Consider the following 19,939-nt stretch of genomic DNA (forward strand, 5'->3'; position numbering starts at 1 on the left):
TTAGCATATGCCAACCCAATTTCATTATACTCAACTATTTCTATATGTCAAGTAGGAATTATTTAAAAAATAAAGTTTTCTTTCGCTTTTATTATACCCAACTACTAAAAAATACTATCAGCTATCTTTGCTTATCATCACCACCCTCTGTGGTGCCTGAAGCAGTGTCCTCTTCCTTTTCCTCTGTGACATACAACCTGAGAAGAGTGGCATTCTGGGCATTCATCCTTGTCTAATTCAAAAACTTTTCCGCAATTTAAGCAAGTATACTTGCAGTTTCCAAAAACGTAGTTCCCACCTTCAATTCTGATAGCTTTGCCATTGACAAGCGCATCGGCAACCTTCTTTCTCGCCTCTTCTAATATGAGCTGAAATGTCTGGCGGGAAACTTGCATCTTTTGCGCACATTCTTCCTGCATGAGCCCTTCTAAGTCTTTAAGTCTTATTGCTTCAAGCTCTTCAACCTTCAGCTGAACCTCATCGTTTGAACCTTCACGTGGTGAAAAATAATTAAACCTTGGCAAAAACTCTACTCTTCTGCATCTTATTGGTCGTGGCAAGTCAAATGCCTCCTTTGTCTGAAAATTATTATGAACAAAAAGGCAGGATTTTAACCCTGCCCCTCTTAATTGTTGTGTTTTCTTCTTATCTCTTTTCGGCTCATTTCAATTATACCATAAACTAAAGAGCCGATGTCATTAATTTTTCTCATCTATTTTCAAAACGTCTCTAACAGTAATTTATAATGACTATGAAATATGACGGTGCCGGTGAGAATGTTCATGCAAATGATGATGCAATTCCTCTTCATGCTCATGTATCTCATTTGCAAGTGCTTCATTTGACTTTAGCTGACCTTTTAATAGTTTTTCAACTGCTTCATCTGGATTGCCTAAGACACCGATGAAATACTTAATACCAAGATTGTCAAATATATATCTTGCCCGCTCACCAATTGACCCTGCAATTACAACGTCTGCACCTTTTTCTTTTATAAACTTTGCAAAAAGTCCAGCCCTGTGCTCTGGCATGTTAAAATATTCTTTTGCTACAATAGCACCATCTTCAATTGTATAAACGCAAACTTTTTCGCTCCCACCAAAGTGAGGGCTTATTTTGTCACCTATTAGCATAACTGCTATTTTCATAATTTGTCTCCTCCTTTTTTAAACTCAATGGATTTGAACTTTTGGACAGCAAGCAACTTCTGCAAACCCCGTGAAATTCGTACAATACAAATTTTGAATCAAAATCATAAAATTTTTTCATCTTTCTGCAAATCTTATCAAGCGCGCTATCGTTCAACTTTAGCCAAAATTTCTGCTTGCAAACATCGCATACAAAGAAGACTAAATTTAAACTTTTATTTGGTCTACTACCGATATAGGCAATATATTTATCATTGTCTACATCAAACGCTACTGTCAATCCTTTTTTCTCTAATCTACTTATACCTCTATAAATAGTGCTCAAACTTGCCCATTTTATTAGGCTCCGAATAAGACTTTGTTTCTTCTCAAAATTGTTATTTTCTTTTAAATAGTATATTATCATTTCACATATCTGATTATTCTTTAAATTTCTTTTTTTATAATTTGACATATACTCTCACCATAGCTAACCCTACTCTTCTTCAATACAAATGTTTTTCTTTAAAATATTCGCAATTGTTGCACCTGCTAATGTAATAACTACAAAACTTAAAACTACCAAAGAAACACCAAAAATATATTTGAAAACACTCAAGTGGGTCTTACTTAGCATCACAAAAGTTGCTATAGAAAAGGCTGCAAGCGGAAAAGAATATGCCCACCAGGAAAGATAGAACTTTGTGCTAAGAAATTTCTTAATTTGGACTATCAAAAGAAGTATCAAAAACATTGCAAAGAAATAAATAACCTTCGCAAAAGCATCAAGACTATTTGTTAACTTAACATAAGAAATAAGTCCTACACTCGGTGGTGCAATCATTATAAAAAATGTGGGAATTAACTTTTGAGGTATTGGATGATGAAAAATTATTCTATAAAATAGTATTGTAAACAACACGATCCAGAAAACTATTCCTACACTAAAGAAAAACCATGAAAAATATTTGTCTGCATGTTCAACTCCTGCAACTGGTACTAATATATTGCCAACAACTGGTATAAACCAGGAAGGATTGTAATGCTGAATAGTAAAATGAGTTTGATCAATCCACTGTGAAAGAACAAAAAGAGTAATCATTAAATGTAAAATAGTGCCTACTATTCATAGAAGTTTGGATGTTACTTTTGAATATTCTAAATAAGCAATACTAAAAAGCAGAATGCTTATTGAAAAAGTTGGTATGAAATTTATTCTTACGGGGTGGGAAAGTTCTTTTTTGAATTCTTCAGGAAATTTTAATATTTTTAACGCATAAATAAAAGCAATTAAAACAAAAGCCATTATACTTACGTATAAGATTATTTTGGGGATATAACTACTTATTTTTAAAACTTTCTCAGCTTTTTGCAAGGCAATAGTAAATCCTACTAAACCCATGACTACTGAAAAAAATGATACGGGAAAATATTTTATCCTGCTTGTTTTAGCTTCCATGACAATTTTGCCTCCTTTCAAAACTCTGAAAACAGATGGGGGGCATGAAAAATTTGCCTTCTGAAAGCCCCCCTTCAAAGCAATTCTACTTTTTTATTCTTGTTTTTGTTCTTTTGAAAGAAGCTTGTCAATTAGTTTTAACCTTTGCTCTAAAACCTGCTTTTCATACTCCAAAGCTTCCTTAGCAAAAGGAACCTCACCTGAGCCTGTCAAATACAGCCATTTGCAAATCCCAAGACCTCTGCCAAAGCCACCGCCAAAACCTCTGCCAAAGCCTCTTGCAGCATTACCCACGCCAAATCCTGGTCCAAAACCCCAAGGCATCGTTTTTCACCTCCAAAACCATTTTTATTTTTGTTATTAGCATATGCTAATTATAATTATACTCTGTTTTTGGCATATGTCAATAACTTTTTTGAAAAATTTTTACCCTTGCTTTTCACAAGGGTAATAATTCTACCAAAAAAGAAATTATTGTCCTGTCCCAGAAATTTTGCAGTTCTATAATACAAAAGTTGTCAAAAATTTTCTTATCCTTCTACAACGTCCCTTTTTAAAACCCCTATACAGGAATCCAAGTACAAGTTCCTCGCCTTTTCAATTTCGCCCTCATCACAAAGTTTGGTCAGTTCCGAATCTATTGGAATCCGCCCTAAAATCCTCAAATCCAATTGCTCAGCCACATCTTCCAATTTACTTTTGCCAAAAATATCAAATTCTTTTCCACAATGAGGACATATTACATAACTCATATTTTCAACAATACCTATAATTGGTATATCCATTTGCTTTGCCATGTTATAAGCTTTTTTGACTATCAAAGAAACAAGGTCTTGAGGCGATGTTACAATAATGATCCCGTCAATTGGCAAAGATTGAAAAACTGTGAGTGCCACATCACCTGTCCCGGGGGGCATGTCAACAAAAAGATAATCTAAAACACCCCAGCCAACTTCCGTCCAAAACTGCTCTATTGTTTTTGCAATGAGCGGTCCTCTCCAGATAACAGGAGCATCTTCTTTGCTTAAAAGCAGGTTCATTGACATAACTTTTATATCATTGTGAGTTCTCACAGGATAGATTGCTTTTGAATCTGAGTCAATTTTAGCACCACTCACACCAAACATCTTGGGAATGGACGGTCCAGTTATATCTGCATCAAGGATTCCAACTTCAAATCCTTCTCTTCTCAAACCCACGGCAAGCAAAGATGTAACCAAGCTTTTTCCTACTCCACCCTTGCCGCTGACAATGGCATACATCTTTTTTATATCTGTAAATTCATTTTTGGGAATTGGGTGCATTGTATTTTGTCGCAATTTTTCTCTCTCCCTTATTTGTTTTTCTCTTTATTTTACTCTTGTTTTTGGCATATGTCAATAATAATTATTGCCACATTTTATAAGGAAAATTTTTTGTCTTCCAAGATTAATTTGGGTATATAATAAATAGCAGGATAAAAAATTTTCAGTAAATGAAATATCGATTTTGGGGGAGAAAAAATGCTTTCAAATATCATTAACCATGATTTTATAAAGCTTTTGCCAACTGACACAGTCAAATATGCACTTGAACAGATGCAAAAAAGAAAAAAAAGTGTTGCAGTTGTTGTTGATGAGAATAATTTTCTCAAAGGAATTATAGTGAAGGTAGATATTTACAGATTTTTAAGTCAGCCGGGACACTACGAAACATACCCTGTTGAGCTTGCCATGACAAAAGCTGTTATTACAGCTTCCCAAAATGATGATATAAAACAGGTGGCAAAACTTCTGCGTGAACATGATATCTCTGCTGTTCCTGTTGTGGATAATGGCAAAGTTATTGGACTAATTGGACTTGAAGACATAGTTGACTATTTTATCAACAAGTAGTATTAAATATTCTCAGAAAACATTGCAAATTCAAAAGCAATATATTAGTACATTGTGCTAAAGGAGGCATAAGATGGAGCAATCATTTGATACAAAGAGAGTAATCATTGGTCCAGAAGGGTTTAAAAAGGTTGTTGATATATCTGTACCAAAGAGAGTTAACCTTCCAACAGGATACATTGAAACAGACAAAATTGCGCAGATTTCGCCTGGCGGAAGCTTTTTTGCAAACGATATTGAGTATTACGTCTTCCCATGTGACACTTTTGATTATGTTATGCACTTTTTGAAAAGACACACACAGATAGTCTATCCAAAAGATGGAGCATATATTCTGATGAGACTTGACATACACCCTGGAAAAAGAGTAGGTGAGGCTGGGACAGGCTCTGGTGCGTTTACGCTTTACCTTTCGATGGCTGTTGGCCCAGAGGGAAAAGTGTATACATATGAACAAAGAGAAGAGTTTTACAAAATGGCTGTGAAGAATATAAAAAACTTTTCAAAGTTTGACAATGTGGTTATGCACAACAAATCAATCGTAGAAGGGATTGAAGAGAAGGATTTGGATGCATTCTTTTTAGATATCAGAGAACCTGAAGAAGCAATTAGCGCTGTGAGAGAGGCTCTAAAACCTGCTGGGCACTTGGGAATACTTGTTCCAACAACAAATCAAGTGGCAGAGACGCTCACAGCCTTGCAAGCGCACAGATTTTATGTCTCCGAAGTTGTTGAAATTATGATGCGCCAGTACAAGCCTGTGCCTGAGCGCCTTAGACCTGACGATAGAATGATAGGGCATACTGCTTATATGATTTTTGCAAGGAAGATTTTGTGATACTGCCAAAAATAAAAGCCACAGATAGTTTTGCCACGGCAAGCTATCTGTGGCTAATTTTTGTCAAAATTGCCCAAATTCTTTATCTGTCATGTTTTGCCTCAATTCTTTTATTTTCTCAATGTCAAGTCCTGTGACTTTTGAAATAAAGCTGTCTTCTGCTCCTGCCAATATCATGTTTCTTGCTATTCTGATTGTAGCTTCAAGTTCTCCTTCAAGTTTTCCTTCAAGTTTTCCTTCAAGCTTTCCTTCCTCATACCCTTTTTCTTTTCCTTTTTCTTCAGCTTCTTTGTAATACTCCTGCATCAGTCGCTGAACATTAAATACAAAATCACCCACATCAGTCACCCCCTCCTGTTCTATTCTTTTAAGTAGCTCATCTATCTCCCCTTGCACCTCTTCCATCATCTGCGGTCTTATCACCCTCAAAAGCCACATCGCAAATACCTTCACCTGTTCTGTCGGCAAACAACTAATGTACTCTGTCACCTCTTTTAGCTTCTCTATAAATTCCTTTGCTGTTTTCCTTGACCTATCTAAATACAATATTACACTCAAAAGGTCAAGTCTATTTTTAAGTGTTTCATCATCAATATTGTTCACATCAACAAGAAAATAGTTGAACATGTCATCTTTGAAAATTTCCCAGCCTTTGAATATAAGCGTTGGTACATTCCAATTGCTTCTGCCGTTATACAAAACTATTGGGACAATTGGGGACAGAAGATCATCTTTGGTCTCTTCAATATGCCTTTGCCATATCAGGTTCATATATTCAAAAAGTCTTCTTGGCATAGTTTTGTCTGTTGTTGACTGGGCTTCTAAAAGGACGTAAAAATATATGTCAGTATCTTCAATCTTTGCCCTGTAGATGACATCTGCCTCTTTTTCAACAAACTCATCTTTTACAAAGCTTCTGTCTACAAACTCAAGACTCTGCAGGTCTATTTTATCAACCCATGGTCTTTTGATAGTTGATTTTAGAAAGTTCAAGAATACTTCTTTGAAACTAAATATCCTTTTGAAAGTCAGATCATACTGGTTGTGAGGAGGTTTTTGTTCCACTTTCATTTACTCCCATCTTCAAATAATAAACTGAAATTAAACACTGGATGATAGTCTGAGCTGCCGCTGAAAGCTCCTTTGTATTTTCAATTTTATTATACCACACTCTCCTGCTTTTTGACATAGCAACTTAACAATTGACTGCGGTGAAAGTCTACATAATATCATTTAGAAAATCAAAATATTTCCAGCAAAAACTTACAACATAATCGCACCAACGTCTATTAATCATCTTGGGTTTGGTGGCATGTGTGAAGTTTTCACAAGTGATATTGCTGTTGTTTTTGAAAATCAAAATGAAATTTACGAATTTCAGCCAGATATAATGGTATGCTGCAACCCTAAACTTTTCCACGGACCTAAATACAAGGGAATTCCCCGCTTGATTGTTGAAATACTATCATATTCGACAGAACACCGCGACAGAACAATTAAACTGTCTGTGTATGAAAAATTTCAAGTACCTGAGTACTGGATAGTTGACATTTCAAATGAGTGCATTGAAGTCTATAGCAACAATATCAATGGGAAATATTGCTCAATAAATAAATACAAAAAAGGTATGACAATAAAAGTATTTGATGATCTTGTTTTGGATGTTGATGAAATATTTAGTGTGATAAAGTAATCAAAAAGACAATGGACTTTCCAAAAAAGGTTATTTTCAAAGTAATGTTAAAAATAAACCCCTTGATGGCAAAGCGGCCATCAAGGAACAAGCTCTCTTCGAAGCTTTCTTATCTCTTCAACTTCAAGCTCTGTAAGTTCTGCAATTTCATCATCGCTATAACCTTTTTTAACAAGCTTTTTTGCCATTTCAACCTTGGCTCTGTAAATTCCCTGCTGAATTCCTTGCTGAATTCCCTGCTGAATTCCCATATTAAACTCTTTTGTCTTTGTCTCATCAAGCAGCCTTGCAACATTGGATACAAAATCACCCATTCTGCCTGCACCCCCTTCTTGTAAATGTCAATATCAAAATGAACAAAAAATCGAAAATAAAAATGTACAAAAAATAAACTTAACTTTGCTGGTTTGTATTGCTAAAATATGCTGTTTTTGACTGTAATCTGTATGAAGGACCTTTTATGAAAATCACGTAAGAATGATGCAGTAGCCTATCTAAAATTGCATTTGCTATTGTCGCTCCACCAAATATCTCTCCCCATTCTGAGAATACAACATTAGTTGTTATTATTGTACTGCTCTTCTCATATCTGCTCGATATCAGCTGGAAAAATAAATTTGCTCCATCATTGTCTATTGGCAAATAACCTATCTCATCTATTATTAAAACTTTGTATTTCGAAAAATGCTTAAGTCTGTACTCTAATCTGTTCTCCAATAATGCTTTCTTTAGCTGGGCTATTAACTCTTGAAAATGTATAAAATATGTTGAATACCTTCGTTTTGCACACTCTATACCTATTGCTGTGGCTAGATGCGTTTTCCCTACCCCTGGTGTTCCGACAAATAGTATATTTTCATTACCCTCTAAAAATCTCAAACTCATTAAGTCCATTATCTGTTGCTTGTTTATACTTGGCTGAAATGAAAAATCAAAATCTTCTATACCTTTTATAAATGGGAAATTTGCCACCCTCACACATCCTAATATCGCCCTTTCTTCTTTGGCTTTTATCTCTAAATTACTAAGTTCATATAATGCATCTGTCATACTTTTTTCTCCGCTTGCCACTAAATCTAAGTATTTGTCAAGGTTATTCTTTATGTTGTGAAGACCTAACTCTTCTAAGTTGTTAAGTAGTTTCACATAGTTGCTCATTTTTAGATTTTCTCCTTTCTTTAGGTTTTCAACAGATTATCAAATTTCTTTAGGTTTTCCTCACATATCTTGTTAAGCTCTTCTCTTTGACCAACTCTCATTAGCATTAGCTGCTTGTAATCTTCATCGTGATAATTGATATTTTTTTCATCAATAACATGTATCCTTAACAGGTTTGTGTTATAATAAATATAAATTTTGTTTTCCACCTCCTTTACTTGGACTGTCTTTCCTATGTATTCGGGTGGAACAGAGTATTTACTTCCCTTGTAGTAAATCAGAGAGTCCTTTTGGACTTTAACTGACTTGTAGGAATTTAGGTAACTGTCTATTAACCTTTTGTCTGGCAAGGGTTGTAAATACTCTTTTTCTTTTTGAAACAGAAGAGCAGGTGGAACTTGAGTTGTTTGATTTGGCTGCATATTGACCTTTGCGTTTATCTCTTTTATTATCCTTACTAAGTCCTCTTCTGTTTCAAATTCACCCTGATATGGCAGTATCCAATCTATAAACTTGTTTGCTGCTTCAACTTTTCCTTTTGTGTACGAATGTCTTGGTTTGCACAGTTTTACTTCAAACCCAAAGTCTTTTGCAAAACTTTTAAATCTTGAATTTACTTTAATTTTCTCACCTGTTATATCAACAACTGCTGCTGTATTGTCAAATAAAATCTCTCTCGGTACTCCGCCTATATCTTTGAATATTCTTATTAGAGTTTCTATTAATTCTTCTTGAGTTTTTGTCCTGTTTATCTCAAAGCAGCAATACCTTGAATAACCTAATTTAAAATCAAGAACATTAATGATAAACTCCTCTCCATTTCTTGAGACAAGCTTTATATTCTCTTTCCAATCAACTTGCGCTTGCTCACCTGGATCTGTCTCAAATCTTGGGTGACCTTTTATTTTCTTCTCTGGCTTTAATCCTTTTTTCTTAACATACTTATTGAAGTTTGAATATGTTCCTATTGTCTCATCTTTTGATTTTAAATACTCATAAACACCCTTGACTGTAACTCCTTTGATAGCAAGCTTTGATTTTATCTCATCATAGTATTTGTCCAATTTACTTGGTTTATTTCTATTCTTAGGTTTTCCTTCATAACCCTCATAATATTTTTTAACTGTTCTTCTATCCATCCCATATATTCTTGCAAGTTCTGAAAAGTTAGGTTTCATTTTCATCGCCCTTATCATGTTTAAATGTGCTGTTAAGTTCTGCATTTGATATCCCTCCTCACTATGAGAAAGGATATCATATCAATGTACAATTTTGTACATCATTATATTCCACTTTCAGTACATTTTTATTTTATCATTAACACCTTCTTTTATCCTTGCTACTATTTTGTCATACCCTGCTTTGAGATCCTCTGCAAGTCTTGGCCGTATAATATAATGTGCCCAGTTAAAAAATCGGTCAATATTTCTTCTGCTCAAACTCTTTAAATTTGCTTCTATTTCGTATAGCCTCTTCACAAGCTCATCTTTGTCTTCTCTTACCTGCTCTAAATAGAATACTATTGGACCAAGGACATCTTCTTGTTTTTCCAAAAACTTTTTCATATCAAGCTCTATAATATCAACTACCCGGTATTTAAATATATCATCCCTGAATATATCAAAAGCCTCCATTAAGTTTGTTGATATATTCCATCTTTCGTCAATTCCGTTATAAACAACTATCGGTATAATTGCGGGCAAAACTTCTACTCCTTTTCTTATCTCTTGTGCCCATAAGCTTATCATGTATTTTAATATTCTAAGTTGCATATCCCTCTTTACTGTTGACTGATTCTCTATCAATATGTAAAAATATACTTCCCGTTCCCTCAACCTTGCTTTTGCAATGACATCAGCTTCTATCTGCATAAAATCCTGTGTTACATAGTTTGTTTTTACCAGCTTAATTGAATCTTCATCTATCATCTCTGCCCATTTGTACTTTAGTATATCTTTTATTAAAAGAAGTATATCCTTTTTCTCTTCAAATAAAAATTTAAATGTGGAATCATGTTCTTTTGGAGGCAAATTTTCACTCAAAACATTTTTTCCTTTCATTTTTACATTTTTTGCTCCAAACTGATTTTATTACACAATTATTATTATACCACAAATTCTTTATTTTGTCTTAAGAGAAAAGGCCGCCCTCTCTACCGAATTGGCGGCCTTTTGAAAGCAATTGTTCAATTCACTTACGGATTTACAATGCTCACAACCTTGCCATCGTATCCTAAGATGAGGTACACTCTCTGACCAACTTTAAATGTATCTGCCAAAAGCACAGATGGGTCAAAGTCTTCGCTCACCTCATATGTCTTGTCTACAAGCTTTCCTGATACCTGGTCATATACGTTCACAACAATAGACTTTGGTGTAAACCTTGTTGGTTGGTAGCTCTTGACGTAACCCTCAACTTTGCTATCTACAACAAGTATGAACTTGTTGCCGCCCCAGATATCTGTCACAGCATATACAACATCGTTTTTCTGAATATAGCTGTAGTCCACAACATCCCCATCTTTTATAACTTTGCTACTACCACTTATATCCAGATCACCTGCTTTTAGCGTTAAGTATGTCTGCTCATTTGCAATGTATGGCTTGCTGTATACAGGGTCAAATATTACACAGTAGTCATATCCTTTTTTCTTACTTGACAGTCCAAACACAAGCGATGTTGACATCTGAAGTCTGCTAAGTGCTGTTGAAAAATCAATCTTTGAACCATTATAGTAATATGTTATATTTTGAGGCAATATCATATCAAGTTGACTACCACCCTTGTCAACTGTCACTTTGTTTGAAATGGCAGAAAGTACTGTCACACCTTCGGTTGAATTTAGTTTTTTGTACACAAGGGTTATCTGATTGTCTTGGTCGATGTAAAACCCATATTTTGCACCAAGTTCTAAATTCACATTTTGGTTTTCTGGCAATGTTAAAATTCCCTGGTCTGTCAAAATTTCATTCACATCAAGCCCTTTTGTAGTTGAATATGTCCCCAAAATCACTGTCTCTACATATTTTCCATAGCTGTCGTAGTATGGGTCTTGAATTATTGCATACTCATAGGAATTTCCTGCTGCGTTGTATCCAAAATAAATCTTTTGCCCTGATTTTATTATGTTTTTCAAACTATTGTAGTCAACCTTACTTCCATTGTAATAATAAACAGGTTTTTGTGGCAGGAAAGTAGAGCTGCTTGTGCTGCCTTTTTTGAGAACAACATTTGTATCGCTTATAACCTCTGTAATCTCTGCTGTATCGACGCTGTTGAGCTTCTTTACAACCTTTGTGATTGTATCATCTTTGATATATACCCCATATTTTGCACCAACTGTAAGCTTGCCTGCTGTGGACTTTACCGCGTATATCCCTTTGTCTGTTAAAACCTCGTTTGTAGATAACTTATCAGATACAACCGCATCTGCCAGAACGATAACCTCAGTATATGCACCGTACTCAGATGAATATGGGTCCTGAAGAACAATATACTCGCAAGTTTTCCCATCCTTTGAGTATCCAAAATAGATTTTTTGACCTGATTTTAACGCGTTTTTCAAATCACTGTAGCTAATTTTATTGCCGTTATAGTAGTAAACAGGTTTTTGTGGCAGGATTATGTTCTCCTGGCCTTTTGATGATTTTAACTTTACATTTGTATCACTAACAACATCTGTAATCTCATACAAATTCACAGTATTTAATTTTTTTACAACTAATGTTATCTTGTCATCCTTAACATAAACACCATACTTTGAGCCAATCTCCAGTTTTGTGTTTATATTAGGTAAATAAAATATACCTTTGTCTGTTAAAACCTGATTGTTTTCTAAAGCAGGGTTTAAAAGTGCATCCTGCAGGATTATTGCCTCAATATAGTTTCCATACTGGGTGCCGTATGGGTCTTGAATAACATATGCCATAACCTTGCCTGTGTCAGGGTCTTTTGATACATAGAGTATCTGGTCTTCTTTTAAAATGTTTGGTAAATTTTCATAGCTCTGTTTTGTTCCTTGATAGTAATATAAAGGTTTGCTTGTCAGCTGAATCCTTTGTGTTTTGCCGTTTTGAGCAGCATCAAGTGTGTAATCATCTATATTTGTAATTGTAAACTTTTCTGATACCCACACTTTTTGCAAAGCTGCAGTGATTGTATCATCTTTTATATACACTCCATACTTTGCTCCAATTTCAAGGTTTTCAGGTTTTATTGAAGATGCAACAAAGTATATTCCCTTGTCTGTCTGAACCTGGTTTGCCTCTAACGACGATGATGTTTTAGGAGTTGCCAAAATCAGCACCTCATCGTAGTTTCCATAAACCTCTTGTGCATATATGTCTTTAATTACAATATAGTCCACTTTGCTCCTATCTTCAGAATAGATAAAGCTTATTTTCTGGTTCGGTTTAAGTACATTTTCTATTGCATCATAGCTCTGCTTTGAGCCGTTGTAATAGTATGTTGCCGAAGATGGCAAAGTTATTGATTTTGTCTTTCCACTTTCCTTGTAATATACAGTCCTGCTGCTTACCTTTGTGCTGACAATCTGGAAAGAATCAGCTTCAGTGCCAAACACTTTCGTGATTTTATTGGTATCAACCTGAAGCATGTACTTTTTCCCAACTTCAAGTTGCGTCTTTGTTGCATTCACAAGCACTCCGCTGTCTGTCAAAACCTCATTTGGAAGAAGCTTTGAAGAAGTTTTGCCGGTATCAAGCACAACATACGATTTGTAAAGCCCAACATACTCAGAAAATTTTGTGCCGTTGCTTTGGGATGAAGCTGATACTCCACTTAAAGCTGACTGGCCAGATTGAGCTTGATTTCCACCGCTTTTGACATAAGTATCAAGAAGCCTTGATAGCATCAGTGCCGCAGCCCAGCGCGGAACCTTTTGCGACGCAGAAAGGTTTATTCCTTTTATAAGCCCAAGCTCTGATGCTTTGTCGATATAATTCTGCGGCCAGATGCCAGAAAGATCTGAGTCGGAATACCCAAGCATCCTCACAATAGCAGTTGTTGCCTGGGCAAAGGTAAGCGGGTCATTTGGATGGAACTTATTGTCTGCCATTGGTGTCATGTATTTTTTCTTTACCGCCCAGTTGACATATCCACAAAGTGTGGTGTTTGGCTTTATATCTGGATACTGAGAATATCCTTTTAGCAGATTCACCTCATCCTCTACGTTTGAAATCTTTACAATCGCAGCTGCAAACTCACCGCGTAAGACAGCAGCATTTGGCTTGAAATAGTCCTTGTAAACAAGAATCCCAAGCTTATTTAACTTTTCTACTGCCTGCTTGTAACTTGCATTTGATGGAATGTCTTTGTATGCAGCAAAAGCAGAAGACAAACCAAAGTTTACAACCACAAAGCAAAGTAACAAAATGACTGCTAAAAACTTTTTTCTCATCTTTTCATATCCCCTCCAAGCTTATTCGTATCTTAACGCTTCTATCGGGTTGAGGCGCGATGCTTTTGATGCCGGGAACAGTCCAAAGACTATCCCTATAGCAAGTGAAATTGTAAACGCAAGAATAGCCCATGGTATTGAGAATATGGCTGTTGCAATATTAAGTTTTGACATTACTCTTATTGTCACAAATCCCAGTATTATACCCACCACTCCACCAAGTCCTGTCACAACAGATGCTTCTATCAAAAACTGAACAAGTATGTTTCTCCTCTTTGCGCCGATTGCTTTTCTGATTCCAATCTCTCTTGTCCTCTCTGTCACAGACACAAGCATGATGTTCATGATGCCAATTCCACCGACAATGAGCGAAATTGCAGCAATTCCGGCAAGCATAAGCGTGAGTGTCTGGGTTACACTGTTTAATGTGTCAAGTAGCTGGGCTGTGTTGAAAACTCTAAAAGCTGTAGAGTCGTTGTAAATCTTCATGAGAAAATCGTTGAGATAGTTCATTACAACTTCACTTCTGTTACCATCCGTGATTTTTATCGCAAAGTTTCGGATTATTGCGTTTCGTGTGAGCCTTTGTGCAACTGTTACAGGGACTATCACCTGGTCATCGTCTGACTGCTCCTGCGAATTTGCCCGCTCTTCTAAAACACCAACAACTGTGAATATCTGCCCGTTTATCTTTATCTTTTTCCCTATCGGGTTTTGCCCGTTAAATAAATCCTTTACGATGTACGTCCCAACAAGCGCAACCTTTTGACGATAGTCTACATCAATTGGCAAAATAAACCTTCCGCTGCTGACGTTGACGTCTCTCACAAGGCTGTAGTCTGCTGTTGTTCCAATGAGGGTCGTATCGTGGGTGTTTGTCCCATACTTGAGCGTGACAGAGCTCGATACAGTTGGTGCGATTGCCTCAATATCCTCTGCGTGCTGCTCGGCAAACTGCTGAAGCTCTTCATATGTGACGTTTCTGTTACTGTTTCTTCCTGTGATGTTTATTTGAATGAGATTTGTTCCAAGCCTTTGCAGCCTGTCTGTTATGCTTTTGGTGCTTCCCTGGGCAAGCCCAACAACCGCAATTACTGCCCAGATACCAATGATGACGCCAAGCATAGTAAGAAAAGACCTTAGCTTATTTGAAAGGATGCTCTTTATTGCCATCTTGAAAGCCAAAGCAAACTGAGCCACCTGTCAGCTCACCTCCTTGTCCTCTATTATTTGACCGTCCTGAATTCTTACAATCCTTCTTGCCTGCATGGCAATGTTGTTATCGTGCGTGATTAGGACAATGGTGTTTCCTTGAGCGTGAAGCTCCTTGAAAATCTGCATAATCTCAGCACCTGATTTTGAGTCCAAGTTCCCAGTGGGCTCGTCAGCCAGGATTATTGGCGGGCTTGTGACAAGCGCCCTTGCAATTGCAACTCTCTGCTGCTGACCGCCTGAAAGCTCTCTTGGCCTGTGGTGCATTCTATGTTCCAAGCCAACCCTGGCAAGAGCTTCTTTGGCAAGCTTGTGACGCACAGAGGCTGGAACACCTTTGTAGATTAAAGGAAGCTCAACGTTTTCAAGAGCTGTGAGCTGTGGTATTAAGTTAAAGTTTTGAAACACAAAGCCTATCTTGCTGTTTCGAATCTCTGCAAGCTGGTTGTCATTTAGCCTGCTGACTTCATGACTATCCAGTATGTATGTGCCAGATGTTGGTGTGTCAAGACAGCCTATGATGTTCATAAGAGTTGATTTTCCTGAGCCGGATGGACCCACTATTGCAACAAACTCGTGAACATTGATTTTCAGGTTAATACCGTTTAAAGCATACACCTCATTTTCGCCCATCTTGTAGATTTTGTAGATATCATAAAGTTCGATCATAGCAAGCTTTCACCTTCTTTTTTTATTACCTGTTTGTGTTACTTCCCTGAGAACCAGACGACTGATTTGTTCTGCCAGTACCGCTTTGGTTTTGTCTGAACTGTCTGAACTCGCCTGGCATTCCACCACCTGGTCCGCCAAACCCGCCCATTATGTTAAATCCCTGCTGAGTTTGCGTCTGGGTGCTTGTTGAGCCTGTAGAAAGCGGTGGCAGGACAACGATATCGCCTTCGCTAAGTCCGCTTACAATCTCGATGTATGAGTCATTGTTTATACCAACCTCAACAGGTCGCAAAACTGCGCCTTTATAGTAGCTGCTACCCAGCAAACTTGCCATCCTTCTTGTTCGCAGCTGCGAAGAGCTACCTGTGCCTTGACTATTTTGTGACCATGAACCTCTTGACTGGCTGCTTGTCGACTGCTGCGTATTTTCTGTGCTGCTACCTTCTTGCTGCCATCTTTGTCGCCAGTTTTGTGAGCCTTGAGCAGAGCTTTGCTGATTGTTTCCAAAACCTCCCTGTGGGAAAAATCCGCCAGTTTGCCCTTCTTGAGTGCTATTTTGACTTGAGCTTTTTACAAACACAAAGTACCTGTTGCCGAATTTCTGGACAGCTTCAAGCGGCACCATCAAAACATCTTGTTTCTGGTCTACAATTATCTCTGCGTTTGCGTTCATGCCAATCTTGAGGTTCTTGGGATTGTCAATTGAGATCGTAACAGAGTATGTTGTAACACCGTTCTGGGTTGTTCCCTCAAGCGGGATTTTGGCTACTTTGCCTGTCAGCGGGTTTGTCTGGGTCTCTGGTAGAGCATCAACTGTTATATTTACTTTTTGCCCTACTTTTATTTTAGCAATATCAAGCTCATCTATGTCAACCCTGAATACTAAATTTTTGTTATCAAATACAGTTGCAAGTACCTCTCCCGCTTTTATGTTATCGCCTTTCTTGAAGTTTATATTGGTCACAACACCGTCAAACGGAGCTTTAATGTAGTAGTTTTCCAAGTTATCCTCTGCATCCTTTAACTGGTCCTGCAAGTTTTTAAGCTGTGTCTGGTAGTTCTTGAGCTGTTTTGACAGGTCATCGTTTGAAAGTTTTAAAAGCACAGCACCTTTTTCAACAAACTGGTTGTTTCTTGCAAAAATCTCAGAAACCTCGCCGTCAACCTTTGCCTTGACATTTTCTTTGTCTACATACTCCAAGGTTGCATCCTGCGTGCTAAGATATACTTCAGCTCCTACCTTTATCTCAGCACTTGCCTTCATACCTTCCTTCAGAGCGCCGGGGTTTGAGATTGTGATTTCAACATCAAAAACTTTGCCACCGTAGTCATTTGTGTAAGTTGTGTTCCCAAGATAGCTTACTGTGCCCTGGATTGACTGTGAAATGTCAGGAATGTAAACAACTGCTGGCGCACCTATCTTGACCTTGTCGAAAAGCGCTGCTGAAAATGGTAATGTAACTTTCAGCTTTGATGTATCAATTATTGTCAAAACGCTTAAGCCTTTTGAAATTCTGTCTCCTTCTTGAGCATTCAGATTTTTAACATACCCTGAAATGGGTGCGGTGATAACAAGGTTTTTGATGCTTTCCTGAACATCTGCAATTGAAGAGTTTACATCGTCAATCTGACTCTTTATTGAGTCAATCTTGTTCTTTGCATCCTGGCTTTCAAGCTCAAATATTACATCCCCTTTTTTGACAGAATCCCCGTCTTTGAAAAATACATTTGTGATGGTTGAGCTCACAGTTGATGTGAGATCAACGCTCTGGGCAGACTCAATCGGACCTGAACCGGTGACACTAACGGTTATATCGCCACGCGTCACTCTTGCAGTCCTCTGCTGAACTGTTTGATTTCGATTTTTTCTTCCCTGAACAAACCTGTATATTCCAAACCCTGCCCCTGCCAAAATTGCAACAATTACTATGGATATTATAACTCTCTTTAAAACCTTGCTTTTTAAACTGAACTTAAACTTTGAAGTTTTTAGCGGTTTTACTTTCTCTGCCATATGCACACCCTTCCTTTCGCTTTTTTTACTGCTTTATTTTGAGCTCTGGCTATATGTCCCCATAACCATAATCCTTTTTGCAGTTGTCTTTTTGCTGTCAGAATACCAGATGTACACTATGTTGTTTGCTTTCAAATCCTTAACAGTCAGATTCTTTTCTGTCATCTGACCATTTTGAAATGTTCTTGTAACAATCACTGTTGATTTTGAAATTGCTATTGTCTTTGTCTGGCTTGATAGCTTTAGATTCATCATGCCTCTGCCAAATCCACCTTGAGGTAGCTGAGAAGCCATTCTTTGCTGAGGTTGATTGTTTGATGTGTTTTGCCTTGGCTGTGGTCTTTCGATTGTCGCAACTGTGATGGTTATTTTGTTTGACTCAACTTTTTTAATCACACCAATTAACTCCGGCGTCTGATATGGGTCGTATGTGCCCTGGACAAGAATTTTTGAGATGGTTTTCTTTTTGCTATCTGCATACCAGATGTACAAGATGTTGTTTGTCTTTAAGTCCTTTGTTGACAGCTTCTTCTCTGTTATCTGACCATTTTGAAATACTCTTGTTACAATTGATGTTTTGCTTGAAACTGTAATTGTTTGCGTCTTGTTTGTCAGCTCAATTCTACCTCTTCCAAATCCTCTACCATCGCTTTGAGAAGAGAGCTTTGCGATGTAGATTGTGATTTTACTGCCAGATAAACTCTTTACAACGCCAATTAAATCTGGCTGGGAATTTTGAGCACTGTTCGATTGGGCATATGATATATTCCATGGTAAGATCAACACTGCAGCTATAAAAGTAAATGTTAACATAAGGGACATATAAGCTTTTAGGCTTTTCGTTATTCTCATTTTTTTTGCGTTTCCTTCTATGAAGATTTTTCCTCTTTAAATATATTAGCAGTAATTTGTAAATAAATTTTTAAATTTTTATAAACAAATTTTAATGAAATGTGAAAATTGTGAAATGCGGAAAAATAAAAAAGGTGGGCTAAATACCCATCTCGCTTTTAGTCATAACCAGAAAAATTTAGCGAAGATAATAACATTATCTTTTTCATCAGTCTAACCCTCTATTTTTACAAAACCGTTTTCTTCTAAAAACTTAATGGCTTCCTCTATTTTTTTCTCGGTGTATTTATTGCCTTTTAACCTTTTCACTTTTTCTATAATTTCTTTTTTATTAAGCACATCAGTCCCTCGAATTTTTAGTTGATTTATCACGTAATCCACTGTTGAAAAATTAACTCCAATTCTGAGACGTTAAAGCTCAACAAGTTTTTTATTATATCCTTAATCACTTTTGTGTCTATCATCTCTATCTCATGATGGCTCAAATATTTTTCATCATCTGATACTTCTTTATTAATTTCTAATCTGTTTATACCACATTCTAACTGGCTATTTGTACGGACCATAATAGTGAATCTAAAGCTAACATTACTTCTTTGTTTTTCTCGTCTATTATTTAGACACTCTAATTGGTAAATTCATTTAAATTCAGTAAAAGTAATTTAATTTTATTTACTATAACTATTTCTTCTTAGCTATACTATCAAAAATTTTATTTCTATTGAGATTTTAGCCTAATTCAAGTATATTTTTATTATAGCGATTCTTTACAAATACCAGTAGGAGAGGTGATGATTTCAGATGAACAGGTGGTATCTTTTTTTTGTGATGGTTATTCTACTTTGGACAGCTACTGGTTTTTCAGCAGCCAAGCCAGACTATAAGCAGCTTTATGAAAATCTGTTGAAACAGTACAATAGTTTAAAGTCTGAAAACGCAAATCTTAAAAAGCAAATTAATACACTTCAAAATCAGGTAAAATTGTTAAACCAAAAAATTTCAAGCTTGCCTAAGGAATATGAATATGATCTTGTCAAAGATGATGTGACTATTTCAGAAAAACTTCCATTCATCAGCTACAAAGGACGAAGATATGTGCTCTTTGATTCAATTATTACTACTTTTTTATGCATTACAAATAAAGATTATGCATTTGATGTTCAAGAAAAAAAGGTTAAAATTTTGTCCTCTTTTAAGAAAAAAGAAGGAACGTGGCTAACTGATCTTAAACCAACATATTTAGGAATGTTCTCCTCCTTTGGCTTTAACGATGAAAATATAACTGTCAATTATCAAAAGTTCTTCAAAAATATCTGGTGGAAACACTGGACAAACGGTGCCCAGTTTAGCCTTACGTACAAGATTGAGGGAAAATACAAGAAATTCAGCTGCTGGCTTGGCATAGCAGATTGTTCTACCAACAGTTCAAAAGGTGTAGTCAGAATTTTGGGTGACGACAAGCTTTTAGGCGAGTATAAGCTTGAATTGAACAGAAAACCAACGTTAGCAGAAATAAACGTAGAAGGAATCAATACTTTGACATTACAATTTGAAAGAACCTTTGCGGCTGATTTAGGTGATACTTATATTTGTGTTGGCGACCCGCTTTTGGTTCCTTAAA

At 36.5% G+C, this 19,939-nt stretch carries 21 protein-coding genes and 1 pseudogene; 4 read left to right on the top strand and 18 right to left on the bottom strand.

All coding sequences use genetic code 11. The annotated features are described in order from the left end of the window. Positions 1-137 precede the first annotated feature (137 nt). The 6 genes and pseudogenes from ATHE_RS11490 to ATHE_RS11515 form a co-directional block, all read right to left on the bottom strand. A complete protein-coding gene (locus tag ATHE_RS11490) occupies positions 138-560 on the bottom strand; it encodes a DUF134 domain-containing protein (RefSeq protein ID WP_015908611.1) in 423 nt (140 codons plus the stop codon). A 189-nt stretch (positions 561-749) separates the two neighbouring features. Then, positions 750-1,148 (bottom strand): NifB/NifX family molybdenum-iron cluster-binding protein, encoded by a 399-nt coding sequence (locus tag ATHE_RS11495; RefSeq protein ID WP_015908612.1) that lies wholly within the window; start codon positions 1,146-1,148, stop codon positions 750-752. Beyond that, positions 1,120-1,602 (bottom strand): hypothetical protein, encoded by a 483-nt coding sequence (locus ATHE_RS11500; RefSeq protein ID WP_015908613.1) that lies wholly within the window; start codon positions 1,600-1,602, stop codon positions 1,120-1,122. Before ATHE_RS11500 ends, ATHE_RS11495 begins: the two co-directional genes overlap by 29 nt. Before the next feature lie 21 nt (positions 1,603-1,623). After that, positions 1,624-2,586: pseudogene (locus tag ATHE_RS14810) on the bottom strand (SLAC1 anion channel family protein). A 93-nt stretch (positions 2,587-2,679) separates the two neighbouring features. Further along, positions 2,680-2,910, bottom strand: coding sequence for a hypothetical protein (locus ATHE_RS11510; protein ID WP_015908614.1), 231 nt, complete (start codon positions 2,908-2,910; stop codon positions 2,680-2,682). A gap of 206 nt (positions 2,911-3,116) precedes the next feature. After that, complete coding sequence (locus ATHE_RS11515; protein WP_015908615.1) at positions 3,117-3,905, bottom strand: Mrp/NBP35 family ATP-binding protein; 789 nt, start codon at positions 3,903-3,905, stop codon at positions 3,117-3,119. A gap of 183 nt (positions 3,906-4,088) precedes the next feature. Between ATHE_RS11515 and ATHE_RS11520 the strand changes: the two genes are divergently transcribed. Continuing rightward, entirely contained in the window at positions 4,089-4,460 is a 372-nt protein-coding gene (locus ATHE_RS11520; RefSeq protein ID WP_015908616.1) for a CBS domain-containing protein, read from the top strand. A 73-nt stretch (positions 4,461-4,533) separates the two neighbouring features. Then, positions 4,534-5,298 carry a tRNA (adenine-N1)-methyltransferase gene (locus tag ATHE_RS11525; protein WP_015908617.1) on the top strand — a complete coding sequence of 255 codons (765 nt, stop codon included), beginning with the start codon at positions 4,534-4,536 and terminating at the stop codon, positions 5,296-5,298. A 63-nt stretch (positions 5,299-5,361) separates the two neighbouring features. Here ATHE_RS11525 and ATHE_RS11530 read toward each other — a convergent pair whose 3' ends face one another. Beyond that, a complete protein-coding gene (locus ATHE_RS11530) occupies positions 5,362-6,363 on the bottom strand; it encodes an Rpn family recombination-promoting nuclease/putative transposase (protein ID WP_015908618.1) in 1,002 nt (333 codons plus the stop codon). Between the two features lie 247 nt (positions 6,364-6,610). On the opposite strand from ATHE_RS11530, the gene ATHE_RS11535 reads away from it, so the two are divergent. After that, positions 6,611-6,991, top strand: a complete 381-nt coding sequence (locus ATHE_RS11535; protein WP_015908619.1) for a Uma2 family endonuclease — start codon at positions 6,611-6,613, stop codon at positions 6,989-6,991. An 80-nt stretch (positions 6,992-7,071) separates the two neighbouring features. On the opposite strand, the gene ATHE_RS11540 is transcribed toward ATHE_RS11535, so the two are convergent. The 11 genes from ATHE_RS11540 to ATHE_RS15070 form a co-directional block, all read right to left on the bottom strand. Further along, positions 7,072-7,305, bottom strand: coding sequence for a hypothetical protein (locus tag ATHE_RS11540; RefSeq protein WP_015908620.1), 234 nt, complete (start codon positions 7,303-7,305; stop codon positions 7,072-7,074). Positions 7,306-7,384: 79 nt separating this feature from the next. Then, positions 7,385-8,149 carry an IS21-like element ISCbe3 family helper ATPase IstB gene (istB, locus tag ATHE_RS11545; protein WP_015906876.1) on the bottom strand — a complete coding sequence of 255 codons (765 nt, stop codon included), beginning with the start codon at positions 8,147-8,149 and terminating at the stop codon, positions 7,385-7,387. 20 nt (positions 8,150-8,169) lie between these two features. Continuing rightward, complete coding sequence (gene istA, locus ATHE_RS11550; protein ID WP_013429593.1) at positions 8,170-9,372, bottom strand: IS21-like element ISCbe3 family transposase; 1,203 nt, start codon at positions 9,370-9,372, stop codon at positions 8,170-8,172. A 72-nt stretch (positions 9,373-9,444) separates the two neighbouring features. After that, positions 9,445-10,209, bottom strand: a complete 765-nt coding sequence (locus ATHE_RS11555; protein WP_015908621.1) for an Rpn family recombination-promoting nuclease/putative transposase — start codon at positions 10,207-10,209, stop codon at positions 9,445-9,447. 134 nt (positions 10,210-10,343) lie between these two features. Next, positions 10,344-13,568: an S-layer homology domain-containing protein gene (locus tag ATHE_RS11560; protein WP_015908622.1), complete on the bottom strand. Its 3,225-nt coding sequence runs from the start codon at positions 13,566-13,568 to the stop codon at positions 10,344-10,346. 21 nt (positions 13,569-13,589) lie between these two features. After that, a complete protein-coding gene (locus ATHE_RS11565) occupies positions 13,590-14,768 on the bottom strand; it encodes an ABC transporter permease (RefSeq protein WP_015908623.1) in 1,179 nt (392 codons plus the stop codon). A 3-nt stretch (positions 14,769-14,771) separates the two neighbouring features. After that, on the bottom strand, positions 14,772-15,449 hold the full coding sequence (locus ATHE_RS11570; protein WP_015908624.1) for an ABC transporter ATP-binding protein: 678 nt from the start codon (positions 15,447-15,449) through the stop codon (positions 14,772-14,774). A gap of 25 nt (positions 15,450-15,474) precedes the next feature. Next, a complete protein-coding gene (locus ATHE_RS11575; RefSeq protein WP_015908625.1) occupies positions 15,475-17,466 on the bottom strand; it encodes an efflux RND transporter periplasmic adaptor subunit in 1,992 nt (663 codons plus the stop codon). 33 nt (positions 17,467-17,499) lie between these two features. Further along, positions 17,500-18,318, bottom strand: a complete 819-nt coding sequence (locus ATHE_RS11580) for a hypothetical protein (protein ID WP_015908626.1) — start codon at positions 18,316-18,318, stop codon at positions 17,500-17,502. A gap of 213 nt (positions 18,319-18,531) precedes the next feature. Then, entirely contained in the window at positions 18,532-18,699 is a 168-nt protein-coding gene (locus ATHE_RS15065) for a POTRA domain-containing protein (protein WP_015908627.1), read from the bottom strand. After that, on the bottom strand, positions 18,687-18,884 hold the full coding sequence (locus ATHE_RS15070; protein ID WP_015908628.1) for a hypothetical protein: 198 nt from the start codon (positions 18,882-18,884) through the stop codon (positions 18,687-18,689). Before ATHE_RS15070 ends, ATHE_RS15065 begins: the two co-directional genes overlap by 13 nt. A 235-nt stretch (positions 18,885-19,119) precedes the next feature. Between ATHE_RS15070 and ATHE_RS11590 the strand changes: the two genes are divergently transcribed. Further along, complete coding sequence (locus tag ATHE_RS11590; protein WP_015908629.1) at positions 19,120-19,938, top strand: NPCBM/NEW2 domain-containing protein; 819 nt, start codon at positions 19,120-19,122, stop codon at positions 19,936-19,938. Position 19,939: the final 1 nt, after the last annotated feature.

The organism is Caldicellulosiruptor bescii DSM 6725, from assembly GCF_000022325.1.
Taxonomy (GTDB): domain Bacteria; phylum Bacillota; class Thermoanaerobacteria; order Caldicellulosiruptorales; family Caldicellulosiruptoraceae; genus Caldicellulosiruptor; species Caldicellulosiruptor bescii.

Excerpts from the sequence above, each read along its gene's own strand:
- ATHE_RS11495 (WP_015908612.1), bottom strand. The coding sequence starts at position 1,148 with ATGAAAATAGCAGTTATGCTAATAGGTGACAAAATAAGCCCTCACTTT.
- ATHE_RS11500 (WP_015908613.1), bottom strand. The coding sequence starts at position 1,602 with ATGTCAAATTATAAAAAAAGAAATTTAAAGAATAATCAGATATGTGAA.
- ATHE_RS11510 (WP_015908614.1), bottom strand. The coding sequence starts at position 2,910 with ATGCCTTGGGGTTTTGGACCAGGATTTGGCGTGGGTAATGCTGCAAGA.
- ATHE_RS11520 (WP_015908616.1), top strand. The coding sequence starts at position 4,089 with ATGCTTTCAAATATCATTAACCATGATTTTATAAAGCTTTTGCCAACT.
- ATHE_RS11525 (WP_015908617.1), top strand. The coding sequence starts at position 4,534 with ATGGAGCAATCATTTGATACAAAGAGAGTAATCATTGGTCCAGAAGGG.
- ATHE_RS11535 (WP_015908619.1), top strand. The coding sequence starts at position 6,611 with ATGTGTGAAGTTTTCACAAGTGATATTGCTGTTGTTTTTGAAAATCAA.
- ATHE_RS11540 (WP_015908620.1), bottom strand. The coding sequence starts at position 7,305 with ATGGGTGATTTTGTATCCAATGTTGCAAGGCTGCTTGATGAGACAAAG.
- istB (WP_015906876.1), bottom strand. The coding sequence starts at position 8,149 with ATGAGCAACTATGTGAAACTACTTAACAACTTAGAAGAGTTAGGTCTT.
- istA (WP_013429593.1), bottom strand. The coding sequence starts at position 9,372 with ATGCAGAACTTAACAGCACATTTAAACATGATAAGGGCGATGAAAATG.
- ATHE_RS11555 (WP_015908621.1), bottom strand. The coding sequence starts at position 10,209 with ATGAAAGGAAAAAATGTTTTGAGTGAAAATTTGCCTCCAAAAGAACAT.
- ATHE_RS11560 (WP_015908622.1), bottom strand. The coding sequence starts at position 13,568 with ATGAGAAAAAAGTTTTTAGCAGTCATTTTGTTACTTTGCTTTGTGGTT.
- ATHE_RS11570 (WP_015908624.1), bottom strand. The coding sequence starts at position 15,449 with ATGATCGAACTTTATGATATCTACAAAATCTACAAGATGGGCGAAAAT.
- ATHE_RS11575 (WP_015908625.1), bottom strand. The coding sequence starts at position 17,466 with ATGGCAGAGAAAGTAAAACCGCTAAAAACTTCAAAGTTTAAGTTCAGT.
- ATHE_RS11580 (WP_015908626.1), bottom strand. The coding sequence starts at position 18,318 with ATGAGAATAACGAAAAGCCTAAAAGCTTATATGTCCCTTATGTTAACA.
- ATHE_RS15070 (WP_015908628.1), bottom strand. The coding sequence starts at position 18,884 with ATGGTCCGTACAAATAGCCAGTTAGAATGTGGTATAAACAGATTAGAA.
- ATHE_RS11590 (WP_015908629.1), top strand. The coding sequence starts at position 19,120 with ATGAACAGGTGGTATCTTTTTTTTGTGATGGTTATTCTACTTTGGACA.